General features: G+C 71.4%; 19 protein-coding genes and 1 pseudogene. 9 read left to right on the top strand and 11 right to left on the bottom strand.

Annotation, left to right across the window (positions count from 1 at the left end):
* Positions 1-403 precede the first annotated feature (403 nt).
* Genes ABD332_RS09020 through ABD332_RS09010 form a run of 3 tightly spaced genes read right to left on the bottom strand, consistent with a single transcriptional unit; the run spans position 404 to position 2,965 of the window.
* Positions 404-1,180, bottom strand: coding sequence for a maleylpyruvate isomerase family mycothiol-dependent enzyme (locus ABD332_RS09020; RefSeq protein ID WP_344501328.1), 777 nt, complete (start codon positions 1,178-1,180; stop codon positions 404-406).
* 34 nt (positions 1,181-1,214) lie between these two features.
* On the bottom strand, positions 1,215-2,543 hold the full coding sequence (locus ABD332_RS09015) for an MFS transporter (RefSeq protein ID WP_344501461.1): 1,329 nt from the start codon (positions 2,541-2,543) through the stop codon (positions 1,215-1,217).
* On the bottom strand, positions 2,525-2,965 hold the full coding sequence (locus tag ABD332_RS09010; RefSeq protein ID WP_344501460.1) for a MarR family winged helix-turn-helix transcriptional regulator: 441 nt from the start codon (positions 2,963-2,965) through the stop codon (positions 2,525-2,527). The genes ABD332_RS09015 and ABD332_RS09010 overlap by 19 nt, the downstream gene beginning before the upstream one ends.
* A gap of 105 nt (positions 2,966-3,070) precedes the next feature.
* Here ABD332_RS09010 and ABD332_RS09005 point away from each other — a divergent pair, with 105 nt between their 5' ends.
* Positions 3,071-3,304, top strand: coding sequence for a DUF2530 domain-containing protein (locus tag ABD332_RS09005; RefSeq protein ID WP_344501459.1), 234 nt, complete (start codon positions 3,071-3,073; stop codon positions 3,302-3,304).
* A gap of 10 nt (positions 3,305-3,314) precedes the next feature.
* A complete protein-coding gene (locus ABD332_RS09000; RefSeq protein WP_344501327.1) occupies positions 3,315-3,707 on the top strand; it encodes a VOC family protein in 393 nt (130 codons plus the stop codon).
* Here the strand turns inward: ABD332_RS09000 and ABD332_RS08995 are convergent.
* Positions 3,697-4,416: a DUF6597 domain-containing transcriptional factor gene (locus ABD332_RS08995; RefSeq protein ID WP_344501326.1), complete on the bottom strand. Its 720-nt coding sequence runs from the start codon at positions 4,414-4,416 to the stop codon at positions 3,697-3,699. The genes ABD332_RS09000 and ABD332_RS08995 overlap by 11 nt on opposite strands.
* A complete protein-coding gene (locus tag ABD332_RS08990) occupies positions 4,403-5,254 on the bottom strand; it encodes a DUF3027 domain-containing protein (RefSeq protein WP_344501325.1) in 852 nt (283 codons plus the stop codon). The genes ABD332_RS08995 and ABD332_RS08990 overlap by 14 nt, the downstream gene beginning before the upstream one ends.
* Positions 5,255-5,325: 71 nt before the next feature.
* Between ABD332_RS08990 and ABD332_RS08985 the strand changes: the two are divergent.
* The 3 genes and pseudogenes from ABD332_RS08985 to ABD332_RS08975 form a co-directional block, all read left to right on the top strand.
* Positions 5,326-6,879 (top strand): annotated as a pseudogene (locus tag ABD332_RS08985) (MFS transporter); the annotation flags it as partial.
* A 476-nt stretch (positions 6,880-7,355) separates the two neighbouring features.
* The gene (locus ABD332_RS08980; RefSeq protein ID WP_344501324.1) at positions 7,356-8,048 is read left to right on the top strand and encodes a futalosine hydrolase; all 693 of its coding nucleotides are present in this window, start codon (positions 7,356-7,358) and stop codon (positions 8,046-8,048) included.
* Positions 8,049-8,665: 617 nt separating this feature from the next.
* Complete coding sequence (locus ABD332_RS08975) at positions 8,666-9,484, top strand: 1,4-dihydroxy-6-naphtoate synthase (RefSeq protein WP_344501323.1); 819 nt, start codon at positions 8,666-8,668, stop codon at positions 9,482-9,484.
* Between the two features lie 46 nt (positions 9,485-9,530).
* On the opposite strand, the gene ABD332_RS08970 is transcribed toward ABD332_RS08975, so the two are convergent.
* Complete coding sequence (locus ABD332_RS08970) at positions 9,531-9,929, bottom strand: cold-shock protein (RefSeq protein ID WP_344501322.1); 399 nt, start codon at positions 9,927-9,929, stop codon at positions 9,531-9,533.
* A gap of 50 nt (positions 9,930-9,979) precedes the next feature.
* Positions 9,980-10,579, bottom strand: coding sequence for an HAD family hydrolase (locus ABD332_RS08965; protein WP_344501321.1), 600 nt, complete (start codon positions 10,577-10,579; stop codon positions 9,980-9,982).
* A gap of 174 nt (positions 10,580-10,753) precedes the next feature.
* Here ABD332_RS08965 and ABD332_RS08960 point away from each other — a divergent pair, with 174 nt between their 5' ends.
* Together ABD332_RS08960 and ABD332_RS08955 are read left to right on the top strand one after the other, a co-directional pair.
* Entirely contained in the window at positions 10,754-12,385 is a 1,632-nt protein-coding gene (locus ABD332_RS08960) for a glycosyl hydrolase family 18 protein (RefSeq protein ID WP_344501320.1), read from the top strand.
* A 76-nt stretch (positions 12,386-12,461) separates the two neighbouring features.
* Positions 12,462-14,831, top strand: a complete 2,370-nt coding sequence (locus ABD332_RS08955) for a helicase-associated domain-containing protein (protein ID WP_344501319.1) — start codon at positions 12,462-12,464, stop codon at positions 14,829-14,831.
* A gap of 232 nt (positions 14,832-15,063) precedes the next feature.
* Here the strand turns inward: ABD332_RS08955 and ABD332_RS08950 are convergent, their stop codons facing one another.
* Together ABD332_RS08950 and ABD332_RS08945 are read right to left on the bottom strand one after the other, a co-directional pair.
* Positions 15,064-15,315: a hypothetical protein gene (locus ABD332_RS08950; protein WP_344501318.1), complete on the bottom strand. Its 252-nt coding sequence runs from the start codon at positions 15,313-15,315 to the stop codon at positions 15,064-15,066.
* Between the two features lie 44 nt (positions 15,316-15,359).
* Positions 15,360-15,554, bottom strand: a complete 195-nt coding sequence (locus ABD332_RS08945; RefSeq protein ID WP_344501317.1) for a hypothetical protein — start codon at positions 15,552-15,554, stop codon at positions 15,360-15,362.
* Positions 15,555-15,849: 295 nt separating this feature from the next.
* Here ABD332_RS08945 and ABD332_RS08940 point away from each other — a divergent pair, with 295 nt between their 5' ends.
* Positions 15,850-17,493: a DNA repair helicase XPB gene (locus ABD332_RS08940; RefSeq protein WP_344501316.1), complete on the top strand. Its 1,644-nt coding sequence runs from the start codon at positions 15,850-15,852 to the stop codon at positions 17,491-17,493.
* 722 nt (positions 17,494-18,215) lie between these two features.
* Here ABD332_RS08940 and ABD332_RS08935 read toward each other — a convergent pair.
* Positions 18,216-19,277 (bottom strand): aspartate-semialdehyde dehydrogenase, encoded by a 1,062-nt coding sequence (locus tag ABD332_RS08935; RefSeq protein WP_344501315.1) that lies wholly within the window; start codon positions 19,275-19,277, stop codon positions 18,216-18,218.
* Positions 19,278-19,288: 11 nt separating this feature from the next.
* Complete coding sequence (locus ABD332_RS08930; RefSeq protein WP_344501314.1) at positions 19,289-20,554, bottom strand: aspartate kinase; 1,266 nt, start codon at positions 20,552-20,554, stop codon at positions 19,289-19,291.
* A gap of 120 nt (positions 20,555-20,674) precedes the next feature.
* Between ABD332_RS08930 and ABD332_RS08925 the strand changes: the two genes are divergently transcribed.
* Positions 20,675-21,478 carry a hypothetical protein gene (locus ABD332_RS08925; protein WP_344501313.1) on the top strand — a complete coding sequence of 268 codons (804 nt, stop codon included), beginning with the start codon at positions 20,675-20,677 and terminating at the stop codon, positions 21,476-21,478.
* Positions 21,479-21,537: the final 59 nt, after the last annotated feature.

Raw genomic sequence — 21,537 nt, 5'->3', positions numbered from 1 at the left:
CCACGACTCGACCCCACAGCCCGAGCCCGCGCGACCCGAGCCCGTGAGGCCTGCCGCCCCCACAGGCCGATCCCACAGGCCGCCCCCACAGGCCGAACCCGCACGCCGAACCCGCACGCCGAACCCGCAGCCCGAACCCGTGAGGCCTGCCGCCCCCACGGGCCGATCCCGCAGCCCGAGCCTTTGAGGCCCTGCGCCCCCACGGCTCTCGCCCACCCGCCCCGGCCTTGCCTGCTCGCCCCGGCTTTGCCTGGCGACCGTCGCGCCCGTGCAGCAATCGCCATGCACCGCGCTCGCACAGCCGGCCACCGAGCCCCACCCGGCAACCGACCTGACAACCAACACGGCGGCCAGACTGGCGACCGGCCCGCCCGGACAGCGGCAGGCGGGCGTGACGGCGTGCCTACTGCGTCGAGGCCACCAGCAGCCCGCGCAGCTCGGCCAAGGCGGTGTCGTCGCCCTCGGGCACGACCTCCGAGACGCCCGGGGACTCGCGGGACCAGAGCCAGCGCAGCACGCCCGGCGCCGTCCCGCTCACCGTGGCGTCCAAGAGCATCGTGGCGGACGCCGACGGGTCGGCGTCGGTGACGGTGGCGCCGGTCGAATCGGTGCGGAGCAGCCAGCCCGGCCCGCCGTTGACGCCGACGATCACCGTGCGGCCCTTGGCGTCGGCGAGCACCGACTCGAACTCCTCCCGCCACGCGTGCGACCCGTAGTCGACGAAGAGCTTCAGCACCTCGTCGATCCCGTCGATCGCCAGGTCGTCGGGGATCTCGGCGACCGGCACCCCGAGCGCCAGCTCGGCGTCGAGGCGGTGGATGACAGTCTCCTGTGCCATCCGCCGGACCCAGAAGCCGACGGTCTGGTCGGGCTCGTGCCAGGTGCGCGACGGCTCGTCGGAGGCACGGGCCGCGAACTCGGCGACGAGGTCGGCATAGCCCCGGTCGAGCAGCGCGATCGGCCCCTCGGCGTCGAGGCCGGCCGGTGGCCAGGGGTCGGGGAAGGCGTTGAGCCGCATGGACTCGGCCTTGTGCAGGTAGACCTCGGCCACGTGCCTGACCAGGTCGGCGACGGTCCAGCCGGGACAGCTCGGCACCGCCGCGGTCAGGTCCGACGCCGCCACCTCCCGAAGCCGCCCGTAGTCAGCGGCAAGACACTCCAGCAATCGCGATCGCTCCATGCCCGCGACCTAACCACATGGGTACGACAAAAAATCAGCGAACGGCCGGGACCCGCAGCTCAAAGGCGGGGGTGTCCTTGCGGGCCGGTTCGAAGACGTGCAGGTGCGGGCTCGGCCGCAGGTGCACCCGCACCTTCCCGCCGACCCTGCGCAGCTGCATGGCGCCCATCACCAGCGTGGCGAGGACGGACACCAGCCCGCCGACCCAGATGCCGGAGCGCGGCCCGTACCGCTCGGAGCACCAGCCGATGACCAGCGCGCCCAGCGGCGTGGTGCCGAGGAAGACCAGGACGTACAGCGCCATCACCCGCCCTCGGAACTCCGGGTCCGTCCCGAGCTGGACGCGCTGGTTGGCGGCCTGTGCGAAGTAGATCATGAAGAAGCCGGTCGGCAGGAGGAGCAGCACGGCCGTGACGAACGTGGGCGCGAACCCGACCAGCGTCTCGAACCCCCCGAAGAGCACCGCGGCGGCGAGCACCACGTAGGCCGAGGGGCGGGCGCGGCGGCGGGAGCTGGCCAGGGCACCGCCGAGCGCGCCGACGGCGAGCGCGGTGGTGAGCAGGCCGAAGTACTCCGCGTTGACCTTGAACTCGACCTTGGCGAGGACCGCGAGGGTGAGCTGGAAGTTGAAGCCGAACAGGCCCACGACGAGCACCAGGAGAATGGCGAGACTGAGGTCGGGGCGGCGCTTCACGTAGCGGAGTCCGTCGGCGGTACGGGCATCGCTGGCCGACACCGGCGGCCGGTCCACCCGGAACAGCTCGGCGGTGCGCATGCGGGAGAGCCCCACCAGCGGCGCGAGACACAGCCCGGCCGTCAACAGGAAGATCGGGCCGGTGCGCTCGTGCAGCAGCCCGATGACCAGCCCCGCGACCGCCGGCCCGACGACCCGTGCGGCATTGAACGTGGCGGCGGACAGCGAAAGCGCGTTGGGCAGCAGCTCTGGACCGACGAGCTCGGAGACGAACGCCTGCCGCACCGGCGTCTCGATCGCGCTGATCACGCCGAAGAGGCCGGCCGTCACGAAGACCCACCAGAGGGTCACGACGCCGGTCACGACCAGGACGCCCAGCAGGGTCGCGACCAGAGCCGATCCGGCATTGGCGAAGAGGAGCAGCCGGCGCTTGTCGAACCGGTCGGCGAGCTGCCCTCCGTACAGTGTGAGCAGCAGAACGGGAGTGAACTGCAGCGCGGTGACGACACCCAGCGCAGTCGGGGAGTTGTGCGAGAGCTGCAGGACGAGCCAGTCCTGCGCGACGAACATCATCCATGTGCCGAGGAGCTTGACCAACTGTCCGGTGCTGAACAACCGGTAGTTGCGGACCCTCAGCGAACTGAAGACGCTCATTCGCTTCGACCTAATCGGCCGAGGATCTCGGCCGCCTTCGCGAGCGTCTCGCGCTCGTCCGGGGAGAGCGAGGCAAGCCGCCTGGCCAGCCACTCGTCGCGGGCGCGGCGGTGTTCGACGACGACCGCCCGGCCGGACTCGGTCGCGGCGAGGATGACCTGCCTGCCGTCGGTCGGGTGCGGGGTCCGCTGGACGAGGCCGCGTTCCTCCAGCTTCGCGACGATCTTGGTGAGCGTCGGCGGCTGCACGCGCTCCGCGTCGGCCAGCTCGCGGGGTGTCAGCGCGCCGTTGAGTTCGAGGCTGGTCAATGCGGATAGCTGGGTGATCGTCAGGTCGCCGATCGGCCGGGCCTGCCGCAGCCTGCGGTTGAGCCGGGTGATGCTGTCCCGCAACGCCGCCGCCAGCTGCGCGCCAGTGATCTTCGGAGTTCGCACCATCACAATCGTTAGCTTACCTAATAAGCTTGGCTAACGACCTGTGTTCGCGATCACGGGAGTACCGTGTCGGGCGTGACCAGCCAGCCGAAGCCGCTCGACCCGCCGATGGTGCCGTTCGCCCTCGCCGGGATCGGCTTGTGGATCCTCGCGGTGCTCGTGATGCTGCCGTTCCGCGACGAGCTGGCCGACGCCGGGCACGGCGACTGGTTCGGCATCGCGGTGGCCGGAGTGCTGTGGGGCATTCCGGGCGGGCTGACCATGGTCGTCCACGACCGGAACCGCAAGCGCCGGCGGGCGGCGTCCGATTCGTTCAAGACCGGGGAGACCGGCGGCGCCTAGCCTCTGGGGTATGGCACCCACACTGAACTACATCGGCATCGTCGTGACGGACATGGCCAGGTCACTGGCCTTCTACCGGCAGCTCGGGCTGGACATCCCGGCCGATCAGGACGCCGCCCCGCACGCCGAGTGCAGCCTGGGCGGCGGCATGAGGATCGCGTGGGACACGGAGGAGACGATCCGCTCGTTCGACCCCGAATGGACGCCGCCGGTCGGCACCGGCCGGTCCGCCATCGGCTTCGAGTGCGACACGCCCGCCGAGGTCGACAAGGTCTACGACTCGTTGATCTCCGCAGGGTACGGCGGGCACAAGGCACCCTGGGACGCCTTCTGGGGCCAGCGGTACGCGATCCTGCACGACCCCGACGGCAACCCCGTCGACCTCTACAGCGCTATCCGATGACCTCCCGCAGCGGCGCGCCGGCCAGCGCTTTCACCTCCCGCGAGAGGTGCGCCTGGTCGGCGTAGCCGCTGGCGGCGGCCACCAGGCCGAACGGCATGCCGCCGCGGGCCAGGTCCAGCGCCGCGTTGACGCGGAGGATCCGGGCGAGGGTCTTCAGCCCGTACCCGAAAAGGCCCAGGCCACGGCGGTGCAGCTGGCGCTCGCTGAGGCCCACGTCCGCGGCGATCGCCGCGACCGGCCGCCGTGCCCTGAGCCGCTCGACCACCGCTGGCACCCACAGCTCGTCCGGTTTGTCGTTCCTTTCGGATGCCGCCCCTTGGAACGCGTCCTCGAGCGCGCGAGCCGGGTCGGCGGCCTCGTCGAGCAGCTCGGTGAGGCGCCTGACGCGCGCGGAGGGCCACAGCGCCGCCAAGGGCACCCGCTGGTCGCGCAGCTCGTCCGCGGGGACTCCGAGCAGGCCCGGAGCGGTCCCCGGATCGAAGCGGATCCCCGTGTACGAGAGGCCGGCCGGGCTCCTCCCGAGCTTGGCGACCGTGTCGGGGCCCGCCACCAGCAGCTCGCCGCCCCGCTGATGGATGACGTCCATGCAGCCGTCGGGCAGGATGCGGAACTCGCCGTCCTCGTTGCCCGGGTCCGGGCTCAGCCGCCAGACCGTCGCGGCCAGCACCCGCGACGGTCGCTCCTGATAGCCGGACTCAGCCGTGCCCATAGGGCTCGGCGGGCTCGGACTCGTCGACCGAGCCGTGCGCCCGGCTGACCGACACCGACTCGACCTCGCTGTCGTCGAACACCGTTGGCAGCTCGTCGACCGCCTGGACCTGCTCGATCAGCACCTCGGAGTGCGCGCCGCAGCCGTGGTCGACGGAGACGACCTGGGCGTCGTCGGGCGCGTACTCGTTGCCGCACACGCCGAACGCCTGCCGCATCGAGCCGGCGAGCTGCATGTAGAAGCCGCACGACCCGCACCGGGCGGAGCTCGGCGCGGCCACTGAGATGGGCGCGTTGGGGCCCCGGTCGCCGTCATACCACCGCTGCGCGGCGTCCAGCCGCCCCTCGCGCGACAGCACGCGGACCCGGCCGAGACCGAGCTCCCAGTTGACGTCCTCGACCGCCGGGTCGTCGGACTGCACATAGCCGGGCGCCAGTCGTACATCGTCCGGCGGCGTCGGCAGCAGGTCGCCGACACCCAGGTCGCCGGGCTGGAGCCGCTCCTGCCAGGGCACCCACTCGGGGGCGCGCAGCGCCTCGGGGCCGGGCAGCAGCGTCGACTCGCAGATCGTCACCTGCTTGCTGCGCGGGATCCTGGTGACGCTCACCGCCCAGCGCCAGCCCCGGTATCCGGGCAGGCCACAGGCGAAGAAATGTGTGACGAGCCGCTCACCTTCGGAGACGACGCCGAGATGCTCGCCGATGTGCTCGGGATCGACGACGTCCAGCCCGAGGCGGGCGATCTCCACGGCGTCCGCGCAGACCTGGTCGGGCTTCCCCGCGCGGCCGCTGGAACGGGTCTGGGAAGTCGAGGCTGTCACCCCACCATTGTTCCTCATCGCCACGCCCGGCGAGCACGGTGGCCCCGGCGTGGCCGGAAACTGTCGCACCCATGGTTCAGGATGGGGGCATGTCGGTGATTCGAGGTGTGGCGCAGACCGTGGTGACGACCGCGCGGGCAGCACGGGTCGCCACCGTCGGCGGCGCCAAGGCCAGCCGCTTCGTGGGGCGCAACCTGCTGCGCGTCCGCCAGAAGGGCGCCGGCGGCGAGACCGGCATGCTCCGCCTGCTCGATTTGCACGCGGCCTCCTGCGCCGGCGACACCCTCGTCGCGCTCGGGCTCGCCGGCACCATCTTCTTCTCCGTCCCGGCGGGCCAGGCCCGCGACCGGGTCGCGCTGTATCTGATCGTGACGATGCTGCCGTTCGCGCTGCTGGCGCCGATCGTCGGGCCGGTGCTCGACCGGTTCCGGCACGGCCGCCGCTACGCGCTCGCCGTCACGATGCTCGGGCGGGCCTTCCTCGCGGTCCTGATCTCCGAGCACCTCACCGGCTGGGCGCTCTATCCGGCCGCGTTCGGCATGCTCGTGCTGTCCCGGGCCTATGGCGTGGCCCGCAGCGCCGCGGTCCCCCGCGTGCTGCCCAAGGGGCTCGGCCTGTCCGAGGCCGGCGCCCGTGCCTCCGTCTACGGCACGTTCGCGGGCGCTCTGGTGCTGCCCGTCGGCCTGATCGCGGCCCAGTTCGGCCCGCAGTGGCCGCTGCGACTGTCGATCATCGTGTTCTTCTACGGGATGGTAACGTCCCTGCGGCTGCCGCCGCGCGCCGACTCCGACCCGCCCGAGCAGGTCCCGCGTGTCCTGCAGCGGCCGAGCCACCGCGGCGCGAAGGTGCTCGCCGGCCGGGTCGTCATCGGCGCCCTGATCGGCAGCGCGACCCTGCGCGCGCTCTATGGGTTCCTGACGCTGTTCCTGGCGTTCGCGATCAAGGAGCGCTCGCTGCCGGTCGGCCTCGGCCCGTGGCAGCTGTCCGAGAAGGTGGCGGTCGTGATCGTGGCCGGCGCACTCGGCGTGGGCTCCTTCCTGGCCACCGCCGTGGGCACCCGGCTGCGCATCCATCGGCCCGCCCTGCTGCAGGCGGTCGGCATCGGCCTGACGGCGTTCGTGGCGCTGATCGCCGCCGACCGCGGCTCGCTCGGCGCGGTCGCGCTGTTGTGCCTGGTCACAGCCATCGCCAGCGGCCTGGCCAAACTCGCCGTCGACGCCTCGATCCAGGAGCGCGCCGACGAGCAGGTGAGGGCCAGCGCCTTCGCCCATTCCGAGACGCTGCTCATGGTCGCCTGGGTCCTCGGCGGCGCCGTCGGGCTCATCCCGTTCACCGGCGGCTGGGGCATGATCGTGGCCGCCGTGTTCATCACGCTCGGCGCGGTCAAGGCCGTCTGGTCGGCGGTCGCCCTGCGCAAGGAGCGCCTCCGCGGCGCCCCTCTCGACCACGACGAGCAGGCCACTGACCCTGTCGCCGCCGGCAGCTCGGCCAGCGGGCCTGGTGCGCCCGGCGGCGGTTCCGCCGGCTCGGGTGGCTGGTCGGGCAGGCCGGGCGGTTCCGGCAGCGGTTCCGGAAGCGGGTCCGGAAGCGGCGGCGGGTCCGGCCAGCGGGGCGGGTCCGATGCCACCACCGTGCCCCGTCCTGCCGGCTCGGCGTCGGGCGGCGGGACGGGCGCTGCGACAAGTGGCTCCGGCGGTTCCCGGGCCGGCGCTGGGGCTGGGGCTGGGGCGACCCGGCGGATGCCGTTCCAGTCCCGCACGAGCGACGAGACCCAGACCGTCGATCAGAGTGCCGGGGGCGATGGCTCCCGCCGCCGGTTCGGGTGGCGCCGCCGCTCCGCCGACCCCGCGAACACACCGGCCGGCACCGGCCCAGCCGCCGGCTCCGGCTCGAGCTCTGGTTCTGGCGCAGGTGCGGGCTCGGGTGGCGGCTCCGGCTCGCCGGCACGGGGTGACTCGCCTGCGGGTGGCCCGGCCGGGCCGCGCCGGCCCACCGACGCGACCCGGCGTATGCCCGCCGTCGACGTGGACGACGGGACGGCGCCGCTGGCACCTCCTGGATACTCGCTGTACCGCCCGTCTGGCATCGACTCGACCAGGTCCCTGGAGGATGACGACCGATGAGACCGTTCCTGGGACATGACCGCGCGCTGATCGTCACCGCTGTCGAGGTCGAGCGGGCCAAGGTGCTCGCCGGCCTCGGCATCACCGACCCGCAGCCCGACGACCTCGAGTCCGGCGCCCCGATCGTCGTCGTCGCCGCCGGGGTCGGCCCCGCCGCCGCGGCGGCCGTGACGGCCCAGTTCGCGACGACCGCCGTTCACGACGGCCGGCCCTTCGGCGTGATCCTCTCCACCGGGATCGCCGGTGGCTTCGCCGGGCGCGTCGAGATCGGCGGCCTCGTCGTCGCCACCGAGAGCATCGGCGCCGACCTGGGCGCCGCCGGCGCCGACGGCTTCGAGAGCGTCGACGACCTCGGCTTCGGCACCAGCCGCTACGACGCCGACCCGGCCCTGCTCCGCACCCTGCGCCAGGCCCTCCCCGAGGCGGTCGGCGGCCCCGTCCTCACCGTCTCCACGGTCACCGGCACGGCCGAGACCAAGGAGGCCATCCAGAAGCGGCACCCCGACGCCGTCGCCGAGGCGATGGAGGGTTTCGGCGTCGCCGCCGCCGCCCGCCTCTGGCCAGGCACCGCCTTCGGCGAGATCCGCACCATCTCCAACGCCGTCGGCCCTCGCGACCGAGCCGCCTGGCGCATCCCCCAAGCCCTCGAAACCCTCCGCGAAGCCTTCGCCACCCTCGCCGGCCGCTGACCCCACACCCGACCACGTCACTCCGCACCACCACCGACCGGCCGAACCCACTCACGCCCCACCACCGACCCAGCCAGGCCGGATCACGCCACCTCCGCACCACCGACTCGGCCGCGCCCAGTCAAGCCGCCCGCACCACCGACTGGCCGGACCGGATCACGCCGCCTGCACCGGCCGCAAGTCCTCGGGCCTGAGTCGACGGCGGCCAGCCTCCGCCGCCACCGCACAGCCAGAGCCCTTGCCGCCACCAGTACAAGACCGACCCCGCGGCTGCCGGAGAGATCGCCCATGCCTTGACGGCCCACACCCCTGCTGCCTGGATCCGCCATCTTCAGATCACTGCGCGTCACCCGTGACCGTGGCCAGCCTCGGCGGGCGCCGGGTGACGTCGCCCACTCGGCGCCCCAGGTGATCGAGGACGCCGAGCCGTGTCGGCCCCAGCGCGGCGCCGCCTGGCACGCCATTGACTGGGTGGTCGGCGAGCAGCGCGGCTCTGGCGGTGATCCTCGCCCCGGGCACAGGGCGGGATTCACGGGTGTCGACTGCGTAGTAAGGGTCACACTGGGCGTTTCGCGACTCGTCGTGCGGTGGCGGCGAACGGCGTTAGATTCGGGGTTGTGACGCTCTCGCTCGCATTCTCGCCGTGCCCCAACGACACGTTCGTCTTCCATGCGCTCGCGCATGGGCTGGTGCCGGGGGCGCCCGCGTTCGACGTGACGTTCGCCGATGTCGACGTCACCAACACCGCTGCCGAGCGGGGTGCGTTCGACCTGGTCAAGGTCAGCTATGCGGCGCTGCCGTGGCTGCTCGACAAATACACGCTGCTGCCGTGCGGCGGGGCGCTCGGCCGGGGGTGCGGGCCGCTGGTGCTGGTGAAGGACCAGGCGATCACCAGCCTGGAGGGCAGGACGGTGGCGGTGCCGGGTGACCGCACCACCGCGTATCTGCTGATGCGCCTGTGGTCGGCCGGGGCGCCGCCGAAGAGCGTGGAGATCGTGCCGTTCGCGGAGATCATGCCGGCGGTGGCCAAGGGGCAGTTCGACGCGGGACTGGTGATCCACGAGGCGCGGTTCACGTTCCAGCGGCACGGCCTGCACGCGCTCGCCGACCTCGGCGAGTGGTGGGAGGGTGACACGGGGCTGCCGATCCCGCTCGGGGCGATCATCGCGCACCGCGACCGCGTCGACCCGGAGCAGGCGACCGCGTGGATCAAGGAGTCGGTCCGGCAGGCGTGGGCCGACCCGTCCCGCAGCCGTGACTACGTGCTGGCGCACGCCCAGGAGATGGAGCAGCCGGTCGTCGACCAGCACATCAACCTGTACGTCAACGAGTTCACCTCGTCGCTCGGCCCGGACGGCCACGCAGCGGTCGACGCCCTGCTGACCAGGGCCGCCGCCGAGGGGCTGGTCCCAGCCACACCCCTCGTCGGCGCCTGAACAAAGCACTGAGCAAGCAACAGCAACCCAGACGAGCAACAGAAACCTAGACTTCCAGCTCCCGCGCCACGAGGTGGACCGCCTCGGCGACGGTCTTCGCGATCTTGCGGTCGGGGTAGCGCCCCCGCCGCAGGTCAGGCTGGATCTTCGCCTCGAGGACCTTGATCATGTCCTCGATCAGGCCGTGCAACTCGTCCGGCTGGCGGCGGCTGGCGACAGCGCGGGCCTCGGTCACGGAGGGCGGCGCATCGACGAACTTGACGTGCATCGCCTGAGCGCCCTTGCGGCTGTCAACCACCCCGAACTCGACCCGCTGGCCGGTCTTCAACTCACCCGCACCAGTCGGCAGCGCCGCCTTGTGCACGAAGACGTCGCCGCCATCGTCGCTGGTGAGGAACCCGAAACCCTTCTCCTGGTCGTACCACTTCACTCGACCCGTCGGCACGCTGTCCTGCTCCCCAGTGATTGACCCGTCCCACCCACAACACCTCAAGGCTAGTCACCGCTTGGCGGACGGCCAACCGAGATCACGCCCTTGAGAAACGAGGGGAACGCGTGCAGGTCGGCGGCCACGGCCGTCGCGCCCGCGGCCTGCAGCTCCGCGGCCGAGCAGGGTCCGGTGGTGACACCCAGGACGGGCACGCCGGCCAGGACTCCGGCCTGCATGTCGGCGACGTGATCCCCGACGTACGCCGTCGCGCCCACCGCCTTCAGTACCGTCGACTTCTCCGCGGCGAAGACGTCGCCATGCACCTCGTCGACCGGAATGTCCAGATGCGCGAGATGCAGTGAAGCGAGCCTGCCGAGCTTCGACGTGATCACCACGATCCGGCCTCCGGCCGCGCGCACCGCCGCAAGGGCGGCCAGGGCACCGGGCAGCACCAACGCCGGAGCGATCGCGTGATGCTCGTACAAACTCCGATAAATAACGACAGCCTCCTCGACCGACTCAGGAGGGAACCACTCGGATAGTTCCGTCCTGAGCGGTGGTCCGAGACGGGACACCGCCAGATCGGCGTCGACATGGACGCCAGTACGCGCTGTGAGGGCGCGATACGCAGCCGCGATTCCTGGCCGAGTGTCGAGGAGCGTCATGTCAAGGTCAAAGCCAATGACAACCGGTTGTTGAGACACCCTTAAGGATGCCCAGGTCACGATAGGTAAGCCATCGAAATACCCACCGGTCACCAGTTGACGAGGTGAGACTTCGGCCACTAACGTCTCCAATACTTTTAGGAAAGTTTCCTAAAGGATCATCCAGGAGACGCGATGAAACGATCCGTCCGCAACGGCCTCATCGTCGCCGCCGCGCTGGCAGTGGCCGGGGCCGTCGTCCCAATCGTCACCACTACCGCCAACGCCGCCGGCAACCTCAGCGCAACGTTCACGGTCGACCAGGACTGGGGCAGCGGCTGGGGCGCCACGTACAAAATCACCAACGGCACCTCAAGCGCCATCAACGGATGGACTCTCGAGTTCGACCTGCCCACGGGCGGTCAGATCACCAGCTTCTGGGACGCCGACGTCGTGCGCACCGGCCAGCACTACGTGGCGAAGAACAAGTCGTGGGCCTCGTCGCTCGCCGCCGGCGCCAGCTTCAGCTGGGGCATGAACGGCAGCGGCGCGAAGCCGCCGACCAACTGCAAGATCAACGGTGTGACCTGTAGCGGTGGCACCCCCACCACCAACCCGCCGACCACGACGCCGCCGACCTCCAAGCCGCCGACGTCGAACCCGCCCACCTCGAACCCCCCGACCTCCAACCCGCCGACCACGAACCCCCCGAGCGGCCAGAAGGTCGTCGGCTACTTCGCGGAGTGGGGCGTCTACGGCCGCAACTACCACGTGAAGAACATCGACACGAGCGGCTCGGCGGCGAAGCTGACGCACATCCTCTACGCGTTCGGCAACACCACCGGCGGCCAGTGCTCCATCGGTGACAGCTACGCCGACTACGACAAGGCGTACACGGCGGCCGACTCGGTCGACGGCGTCGCGGACACCTGGGACCAGCCGCTGCGCGGCAGCTTCAACCAGCTCAAGAAGCTCAAGGCGAAGTACCCGCACCTGAAGGTGATCTGGTCCTTCGGTGGTTGGACCTGGTCGGCCGGCTTCACCCAGGCCGCCGCCAACCCGACCGCGTTCGCGAACTCCTGCTACAACCTGGTCAACGACCCGCGCTGGGCCGGTGTCTTCGACGGCATCGACATCGACTGGGAGTACCCGAACGCCTGTGGCCTGCAGTGCGACGCGAGCGGCCCGGCTGCGTTCAAGAACGTGATCTCGGCGCTGCGCGCCAAGTTCGGCACCAGCAAGCTGGTCACCGCGGCCATCACGGCTGACGGCAGCAACGGCGGCAAGATCGACGCGGCGGACTACGCCGGTGCGGTCGGCAACCTCGACTGGTTCATGCCGATGACCTACGACTACTTCGGTGCGTTCGCCGCGCAGGGCCCGACCGCCCCGCACTCGCCGCTGAGCTGCTACTCGGGCATCCCGCAGGCCGGCTTCTGCTCCGAGGCCGCGATCGCCAAGCTCAAGGCGAAGGGCGTCCCGTCCAACAAGCTGCTGCTCGGCATCGGCTTCTACGGCCGTGGCTGGACCGGCGTCACCCAGACCGCGCCCGGCGGCACGGCGACCGGCGGCGCACCCGGCACGTACGAGACGGGCATCGAGGACTACAAGGTCCTCAAGAACACCTGCCCGGCCACCGGCACCGTCGGCGGCACCGCGTACGCCAAGTGCGGCAGCAACTGGTGGAGCTACGACACCCCGGCCACCATCGCCGGCAAGATGAGCTACGCCAAGCAGCAGGGCCTCGGCGGCTCCTTCTTCTGGGAGCTCTCGGGCGACACCACCAACGGTGAACTGATCACCGCGGTGAGCAACGGTCTGAAGTAACAACCCCTTCGAAAGAGGGCGGGGCCGTCGGCCCCGCCCTCTTTTGTCATACGGGGCGGTTAGCGTATGAGGTGAGATGACTACCTCGCTCGCAGACCACTTCCGCGCCCTGCCCGACGACGGGCTGATGGCGCTCATCCGGTTGCGCCCGGACCTGGTCATCCCCCCGCCGTCGGACTTCTCGGCGCTGGCGCACCGCGCCCAGTCCCGAGTGGCGGTGGCCCGGGCGCTCGACGGGCTCGACACGTTCACCCTCGAGATCCTCGACGCACTGCGGTACACACGCATCGGCCACACCACGTCCACCGAGACGGTCCTGGCGCTCACAGCGGCGTCCGGCGTCGAGGCGGCGAGGGTGCGGGGCGCGATCGACCTGCTCCTGCAGCACGGCATCGTCTTCGGGCACGACAGCGCGCTGCGCATCGTCGGCGCCGTCGACGAGGTCTGTTCGCCTTATCCGGCGGGGCTCGGCCGGCCCGCCGCCGAGCTCGACCCGCTCGCCGGCGCCCTGGTCGCCGACGCCGCGAGGCTGCGCCGCACGCTGCTCGCCGCGCCACCCGCCGCCCGCGCGGTGCTCGACCGGCTCGCCGCCGGCCCGCCCGTCGGCACCGTCACCCCAGCCAGCCTGCGCTCCGACCCCGACTCCCCCGTCCGCTGGCTGGTCGAGCAGCACCTGCTGGTCGCCGTCAGCCGCGACGCCGTCGAGCTGCCCGTCGAGGTGTCGCTCGTGCTGCGCCGCGACGGCGGCCCGCTCGGCCAGCTGCACCCCGACCCGCCACAGGTCGACACGCCGACCCGCGACGCCGCCCAGCTCGACCGCGCCGGCGCGGGCCAGGTCCTGGAGCTGGTGCGCAATCTCGAGACGCTGATCGAGGCGGTCAACGCCGACCCGCCGTCGGTGCTGCGCTCCGGCGGCATGGGCGTGCGCGAGCTGCGCCGCTTCGCCAAGCTCGTCGGCGTCGACGAGCAGGCCACCGCCCTCATGATCGAGATCGCCGCCGCCGCCGGGCTTCTCGGCGAGGAGATCATCGACAACAAGCGGGTCGAGAGTGTCTTCCTGCCGACCGTCGCCTATGACGTGTGGCGGGCGTGCGGAATCGCCGCCCGCTGGCACCGCGTCGCCGTCACCTGGCTGACGATGACCCGCGCCCCGTCGCTGATCGGCCAGCGGGACGACCGCGACCGCCCGTTCAACGCGCTGGCGCCCGAGCTGTCCCGCCCCGGCGCACCCGCCCAGCGCCGCGCCGCGCTGCAGGTCCTGGCCGAGCTGCCGCCCGGCGCCACCATCGCCCCGTCCGACGTGGTCGACCTGCTGTCGTGGCGCACCCCGCGCCGGGTCTCCCGCGGCGCCGCCGCGGTGGTGGAGGCCAATCTCGCCGAGGCCGCCCTCCTCGGCCTGATCGGCTATGACGGCCTCACCGGCTATGGCCGGCTCCTCCTCGACGAGGTCACGTCGGGCAGCGTCGACACCGACGACCCGCTCGGCCTCAACGCCCCTGACGGCACCGCCCTCACCGGCTCCGCCGCCCTGCTCGACACGCTCCTGCCCGCCCCGGTCGACCACGTCCTGCTGCAGGCCGACCTGTCCGTCATCGTCCCCGGCCCACCCGAGCCGACCCTCGCCGGCGAGCTGGAGCTCCTCGGCGTGCAGGAGTCCGCCAGCGTCTTCCGCATCACCGCCGACTCGGTCCGCCGCAGCCTCGACGCCGGTTACAGCGCCGCCGACCTGCACGCCCTCCTCGCCCGCCGGTCCCGCACCCCCGTCCCGCAGACGCTCACCTACCTCATCGACGACATGGCCCGCCGCCACGGCGGCATGCGCATCGGCTCCGCCAACTCCTATGTCCGCAGCGACGACGAGTCCCTGATCGCCGAGGTTCTCGCCGACCGCCGCCTCCAGCCGCTGACGCTGCGCCGCCTCGCACCGACCGTCCTCGCCAGCCGCCACACCCCCGCGAGGCTGCTGGAGGCCCTCCGCGACGCCGGCTACCCGCCCGTCCAGGAAGACTCGACCGGCGCCGCCGTCCTCACCCGCCCGAAGGCCCGCCGCGGCCCACCCCGCCCCAGCTGGGCACACCGCGGCATCGAGGACCCGGCCGCCGCGGCCCGCCTCTCCAGCCCCCGCCTCGCCGGCGTCATCGAGCAGATCCGCAAGGGCGACGCCGCCGCCAGGGTCGCCCGCCGCGCCCCCGTGACCGTCCGCGCCAACGGCTCCAGCACGTCGTCCCACACCGAGGCTCTGGAGATCCTCCAGCAGGCGCTGCGCGACAAGACCCGCGTCTGGGTCGGCTATGTCGACTCCCACGGCGCCACCGCGTCCCGCCTGGTCAGGCCCGTCTCCATGGGCGGCGGCTACCTGCGCGCCGAGGACGAGCGGACCGAGATGCTGCACACGTTCGCCCTCCACCGAATCACCGCCGCCGCACCCGAAGAGGGCCCCGCATAGCTGGTCTTTCATGGCCGCCGGCCGGGCGCCTCCGCGACCCACCCGGCCAAGGCCACGACGCGACCTTGCGGTCGGCCGCTGCCATGACCCGCCCACCAGCCCCGCGACGCCAACATTCCCGGTCGGTGAGGTCGTCGCCCGGCGCGGCGTGGTGCGCGTGTGAGTACGGCACCTACCGGCGGTGCGGCCTGTCATGGCGGATAGCGATCAGCTCGCCGGTGGGTGTGGGGCGTCAGCCGCGGCCGGTGGGGTCCGATGCGCGGGCGGCGCCGATGATGGAGACGATCAGCAGGATCGCGGCCAGGCTGCCGACCGTCTCGCCGATCGCGTCGGTGAGCGGGCTGCCGAGCACGAGCCACGAGACGAGGAACCACGTCAGGCCCAGCGCGCTGACCGCGCCGACGCCGAGCAACGCCGACAAGGAGAAGCCGGACCGGGCGGCATCGTCGACGGACGATGCTTGCGTGCCCTCCAGGTCGGTCACCTTCCACAGCGTACCGACTCATCGCCCACTGTCACGGTCCGAAATCAGCCGCGACGGATGGAGCCGATCACCGAGACGACGAGCAGGAGGACGAGGATCGCGCCGAGTGACTCGCTGACAGCGGTCGCCACGTCGGTGTGCGCCACCTGGGAGGACAGCAGGAACCAGCCGACGGCCACCGCCGCTGCGGCGAACCCGCCGAACGTCAGGGCAGCCTTGTCACCCAACCGCCGGCCCACACCGACCAGTCTAGGAGGTGGAGCGGACGCCGCGCCCACCCCCGATCAATGATCGGAAGGCAGCGGTCGCCAGCCCCCGCGACCACACCGCCATCTTCCGATCCGAACGCGGACGTCCGGCTCCACCACCGACTTGCGGGCACTGCAGTGACAAGACAAGCGATGGAGGCGAATCTGATCGCATCCATCGCGTGGCCGTCACAAGCACAGACGCGATTCGACCCCCGGATGGTTGCAGCATTTCCAATCCTCCCACATATCGGGAACTGTCAGAGGTGCATGCGACACTGGTGCCGTGCCCGAAGGTCCACTGATCGTCCAGTCCGACAAGACCCTGCTGCTTGAGGTCGACCACCCCGACGCGCTCGCGTGCCGGATGGCGATCGCGCCGTTCGCCGAGCTGGAGCGCTCGCCGGAGCACGTGCACACCTATCGCCTGACGCCGCTCGGCCTGTGGAATGCGCGTGCCGCCGGGCACGACGCCGAGGGGGTCGTCGACGCGCTGCTGCGGTTCTCCCGCTATCCGGTGCCGCACGCGCTGCTCGTCGACATCGCCGAGACGATGGACCGCTATGGCCGACTCCAGCTGCTCAACGACCCCGTGCACGGCCTCGTCCTGCACGGGCTGGACCGGGCGGTGCTGATCGAGGTCGCGAAGAGCAAGAAGCTCGCCGGCATGCTCGGCGCCAACATCGACGCCGACACGCTCATCGTGCACGCGTCCGAGCGTGGGCGGCTCAAGCAGGCGCTGCTGAAGCTGGGCTGGCCGGCGGAAGACCTCGCGGGCTATGTCGACGGCGAGGCCCACCAGATCGACCTCGCCGAGGACGGCTGGGTCCTGCGCTCCTACCAGCGCGAGGCGGTCGACTCGTTCTGGGCCGGCGGCTCCGGCGTCGTCGTCCTTCCCTGCGGCGCCGGCAAGACGCTCGTCGGTGCGGCCGCGATGGCAGAGGCCAAAGCCACCACCCTGATCCTGGTCACCAACACGGTCGCCGGCCGGCAGTGGAAGCGCGAGCTGATCGCCCGCACCAGCCTGACGGAGGAGGAGATCGGCGAGTACTCCGGCGAGCGCAAGGAGATCCGCCCGGTCACGATCGCCACGTATCAGGTGCTGACCACCCGCCGGGGCGGCGTGTTCCCGCACCTGGACCTTTTCGGCGCCCGCGACTGGGGCCTCATCGTCTATGACGAGGTCCACCTGCTGCCCGCCCCGATCTTCCGGTTCACCGCCGACCTGCAGGCCAGGCGCCGCCTCGGCCTGACCGCGACCCTGGTCCGCGAGGACGGCCGGGAGGGCGACGTGTTCTCGCTGATCGGCCCGAAGCGTTATGACGCACCGTGGAAGGACATCGAGGCGCAGGGCTGGATCGCCCCGGCCGAGTGTGTCGAGGTCCGCGTCACGCTGACCGACGCCGAGCGGATGGCCTATGCGGTCGCCGAGCCCGAGGAGCGCTACCGGGTCGCCGCCACCGCCCGCACCAAGCTGCCTGTGGTCCGCGCCCTCGTCGACCGCCACAAGGACGAGCAGATCCTGGTCATCGGCGGCTACATCGACCAGCTGCATCAGCTGGGCGAGTTCCTGGACGCACCGATCGTGCAGGGTTCGACCACCAACAAGGAGCGCGAGCGCCTCTTCGACGCGTTCCGCACCGGCGAGCTCAAGACCCTGGTCATCTCCCGCGTCGGCAACTTCTCGATCGACCTGCCCGAAGCCGCCGTGGCGATCCAGGTCTCGGGCAGCTTCGGCTCCCGCCAGGAAGAAGCCCAACGCCTCGGCCGGGTCCTGCGCCCCAAGGCCGACAAGCGTCAGGCCCACTTCTACACGGTCGTCGCCCGCGACACGATCGACACCGAGTATGCCGCCCACCGGCAGCGTTTCCTGGCCGAGCAGGGCTACGCGTACACCATCACCGACGCCGACGACGTCTTAGCCCCGTAGACCGCAGCCGCTACCGCCCGGAGTCCGACCACTCGCAACTCCGGGCGGTAGACCTCACGACCCAAGCTCCGCTCCGAATCCGACTCCACCCCCACCGGCCTCGCGGCGGCCTGGCCCGTGGGGCCTGGTCTGCGGAGGCTGGTCTGCGGGGGCTGGTCTGCGGGGCTGGTCTGCGGCGGCTCGGCTCGAACTGCCCTGGCTGGTCGGGCCGGGTCGGGCGGCGGTTGCAGGCTGCACTGCTGAACCAGGTCCGCGCCGGCCTGCGTCGGGCACTCGAACTGAGGGCGATGCGCTCGAGCTGGCACGCCCAACCGGCTCGCCGCCGACGGCTAGGGCCTTGACAGCCGACTCGATCCCGGACCAGGCCGGTCTGGCCGGACCAGGTTGGACCAGGTCGAACCAGTCGGACCAGGTCGAACCGGCAAGACAGGAGGACCAAAGTCGGACCGACCGGACCAAGTCGGATCGGGCGGACCAAGTTGAACCGGCCGAACCAGGTCGGACCAGCCATCAGAGCCACACGGAGTCATGAGGAGCACCCCACCCAGCCACTGCGGAGGGCGACCACCGGATGGATGCGGCGCGCATGCGCCGCTTGGCCTGCCTCGCGCCTCAGCGCGGGCAGTGCGTCGCGAAGCGGCGCATTGGGGTGCGGGTGAGAATCCCCGCCGGGCCCCGCCGCGGCAGCGGTGGGGGAATTACAGCATTACAGCTTTACAGCATTACAGCGCCTGGAGCTCTTTGGAGAGGAGCTCGGCGATCTGGGCAGTGTTGAGGGCGGCGCCCTTGCGGAGGTTGTCGCCGGTGACGAAGAGGTCCAGGGCGCGCGGGTCGTCGATCGAGCGGCGGATGCGGCCGACCCAGGACGGGTCGGTGCCCACGGCGTCGATCGGCATGGGGAACTCGCCGGCGGCGGGGTCGTCCACGAGGATCACGCCGGGGGCGTGGCGGAGGACCTCGCGGGCGCCTTCGGCGTCCACCTCGACGCCGAAGACGGCGTGGATGGCGACGGAGTGGCCGGTGACGACGGGGACGCGGACGCAGGTGGCGGAGACTTTCAGGTCGGGCAGGCCGAGGATCTTGCGGGACTCGTTGCGCATCTTGAGCTCTTCGGACGACCAGCCGGCGTCGCGGAGGGAGCCGGTCCACGGGACGACGTTGAGCGCGAGCGGGGCCGGGAAGGGGCCCAGGTCGTCGCCGACGGCCTGGCGGACGTTGCCGGAGCGGGAGCCGAGGCTGCGGTCGCCGCTGACGCGTTCGAGCTGGCTGAGCAGGGTGTCGACGCCGTCCTTGCCGGCGCCGGAGACCGCCTGGTAGGACGCCAGGACCAGTTCCTTGAGCCCGTATTCGCGGTGCAGGGGGGCGAGCGCCACGATCATCGCGAGGGTGGTGCAGTTGGCGTTGGCGATGATGCCCTTGGGGCGGTTGCGGGACTGTTCGGGGTTGATCTCCGGTACGACCAGCGGGACGTCCGGATCCATGCGGAACGCACCGGAGTTGTCGACCGCGATCGCGCCGTAGGAGACCGCGACCGGGGCCCATTCGGCGGAGACCTCGTCGGGGACGTCGAACATCGCCACGTCGACGCCGGCGAATGCGTCGCCGGACAGCTCCTGGACGACGACCTCCTCGCCCCGCACGACCAGGGTGCGGCCGGCGGAGCGTTTGGAGGCGATGAGGCGGATCTCCCCCCACATGTTCTTGCGGGAGGAGAGCAGCTCACACATGACGGTGCCGACGGCGCCGGTCGCACCGACGACGGCCAGCGTTGGTAGCGCGCCCATAAAGAGCGAACCTACCGTCCGGTCCCCGCATAAACCACGGCTTCCTCGGACCCGCCCAGCTCGAAGGCGTCGTGAATGGCACGGACGGCCACGTCGAGGTCGGTGTCGCGGCAGACGACGGACACCCGGATCTCCGAGGTGGAGATCATCTCGATGTTGACGCCGGCCTCGGCGAGGGCGGCGAAGAGCTTGGCCGCGACGCCCGGGTTGGAGCGCATGCCGGCGCCGATGAGGGAGACCTTGCCGACGTGGTCGTCGAACAGGATCTCGCGGAAGTCGACGGTCGCCTTGACGCGCTCGAGCGCGGCCTTGGCGGTGGCGCCGTCGGTCTTCGGCAGCGTGAAGGAGATGTCGGTGCGGCCGGTGCCCTCGGTCGACACGTTCTGCACGATCATGTCGATGTTGGTCTCCGCGGCGGCGACCGTCTGGAAGATCCGCGCGGCGACACCGGGCTGGTCGGGCACGCCGACGATGGTGATCTTCGCTTCGCTGCGGTCGTGCGCGACGCCGGTGATGAGTGCTTGCTCCACAGAAAGGTCCTCTATCGATCCGGTGACCATGGTGCCGTTGGCGGTCGAGTATGACGAGCGGACGTGGATCGGCAGGTTGAACCGCCGCGCGTACTCGACGCTGCGCAGGTGCAGCACCTTCGCGCCGCAGGCGGCCAGCTCGAGCATCTCCTCGTACGTGATCTGCTTGATGTGTCTTGCGTTCTTCGCCACCCGCGGGTCGGCGGTGAAGATCCCGTCGACGTCGGTGTAGATCTCGCACACGTCCGAGCGCAGCGCCGCGGCGAGCGCGACGGCGGTGGTGTCCGAGCCGCCCCGGCCGAGCGTGGTGATGTCCTTGGTGTCCTGCGACACACCCTGGAACCCGGCGACGATGGCGATCGCACCCTCGTCGAGCGCGCCGCGGAGGCGACCCGGCGTCACGTCGATGATGCGGGCCCGGCCGTGCGTCGACGTGGTGATCACGCCCGCCTGGCTGCCGGTGTACGACCTTGCCTCGTACCCGAGATTGTTGATGGCCATCGCGAGCAGCGCCATGGAGATCCGCTCACCGGCGGTGAGCAGCATGTCCAGCTCCCGCCCGGCGGGGACCGGGCTGACCTGCGACGCGAGGTCGAGCAGCTCGTCGGTCGTGTCGCCCATGGCCGAGACGACCACGACGACCTCGTTGCCGGCTTTCCGCGTGTCGACGATCCGCTCGGCGACGCGCTTGATGCGCTCGGCGTTGGCGACGGACGACCCGCCATACTTCTGCACGATCAGCGCCACGCCGTCGAGCTCCTTTCCACCCGTACGGGCGATGTTGACGCAGCCGAGCGTACCGGCGCCGGGTATCCCCCGGGAGTGGCGTTCCCACGATCCGGCCGCACGACAGGCGAGAATACGCACGTGCGCGCACGTAGAGGCCGGGTATCCGCGATCACTGTGACCACCGGCACGGCGCTCGCCGCGGTCACCGGGCTGCTGCTGACCGCCTGCGGCGGCGGCGCGCCGGTCGATGCGCCGTCGGATCCGGCGACCGGGGTGCCCGCGCAGCCGGACCCCCGCGGCATGCTCGCCGCCCGGGTCGCGGTCGCCAAGGACCAGCGGTACGTCGCCGCGTACACCCTCGTCGTACAGGGCAAGGCGCCCCGATCGGTGCTGGTCACGGTCGCCAAGGACCGCACCTGGCGGGTCGACATCCAGGGTGGCGCGCTCGGCGGGACGGCGGACGTCGCGATCGCCAACCGGCCCGAGGGCGTCTACCAGTGCGCGATCAACCCCCCGACCGGCTGCGTGAGGGTCGGCGCCACCAACAAGAAGCTGCCCGTCTCGATCGACCCGAGGCTGCAGTACGTCTTCATCGCCTGGCTGGACGTGCTCCTGGACCGGCAGGTCCCGCTCGCGGTGTCGCCGGCCGAGCCGCTGGCCGGCACGTCGGCGCCGTGCTTCGCCGTCGAGCCGGGCGTCACCGCCGTACAGCCGCCGATCGACGCAGGGGTGTTCTGTTACAACGACAAGGGCATCCTCGCGGCCGCCAGGATCCCGCTCGGCCAGCTCATGCTGACCGGGGAGCCCGCGCCGGCCCCCGACACGATCACCCTGCCCGGACCGGTCGTCACGGTCCCTCCGCTGGGCACGTCGGCGCCGCCCCCGCCGAAGCCGTCGTCTTCGTCACCATCGGCCGCACCGTCGATCTCGCGCTCCCGTTGAGTGATACGCTGGCGCTCGACATGTGGCAGACGGTTCTCCTTCTTCGTCGCCGCGACGAG

Origin of the sequence: Dactylosporangium maewongense (genome assembly GCF_039531485.1) — a bacterium.
Classification (GTDB): Bacteria; Actinomycetota; Actinomycetes; order Mycobacteriales; family Micromonosporaceae; genus Dactylosporangium; species Dactylosporangium maewongense.
The sequence above is the reverse complement of the archived record's forward strand: the minus strand, read 5'-3'. Positions and strand labels throughout refer to the sequence as shown.

Coding starts and splice junctions, on each gene's coding strand:
- ABD332_RS08935 (WP_344501315.1), bottom strand. CDS start 19,277: ATGGGCGCGCTACCAACGCTGGCCGTCGTCGGTGCGACCGGCGCCGTC.
- ABD332_RS09010 (WP_344501460.1), bottom strand. CDS start 2,965: ATGGTGCGAACTCCGAAGATCACTGGCGCGCAGCTGGCGGCGGCGTTG.
- ABD332_RS08955 (WP_344501319.1), top strand. CDS start 12,462: ATGACTACCTCGCTCGCAGACCACTTCCGCGCCCTGCCCGACGACGGG.
- ABD332_RS09000 (WP_344501327.1), top strand. CDS start 3,315: ATGGCACCCACACTGAACTACATCGGCATCGTCGTGACGGACATGGCC.
- ABD332_RS09020 (WP_344501328.1), bottom strand. CDS start 1,180: ATGGAGCGATCGCGATTGCTGGAGTGTCTTGCCGCTGACTACGGGCGG.
- ABD332_RS08980 (WP_344501324.1), top strand. CDS start 7,356: ATGAGACCGTTCCTGGGACATGACCGCGCGCTGATCGTCACCGCTGTC.
- ABD332_RS08960 (WP_344501320.1), top strand. CDS start 10,754: ATGAAACGATCCGTCCGCAACGGCCTCATCGTCGCCGCCGCGCTGGCA.
- ABD332_RS09005 (WP_344501459.1), top strand. CDS start 3,071: ATGGTGCCGTTCGCCCTCGCCGGGATCGGCTTGTGGATCCTCGCGGTG.
- ABD332_RS08995 (WP_344501326.1), bottom strand. CDS start 4,416: ATGGGCACGGCTGAGTCCGGCTATCAGGAGCGACCGTCGCGGGTGCTG.
- ABD332_RS08965 (WP_344501321.1), bottom strand. CDS start 10,579: ATGACGCTCCTCGACACTCGGCCAGGAATCGCGGCTGCGTATCGCGCC.
- ABD332_RS08990 (WP_344501325.1), bottom strand. CDS start 5,254: ATGAGGAACAATGGTGGGGTGACAGCCTCGACTTCCCAGACCCGTTCC.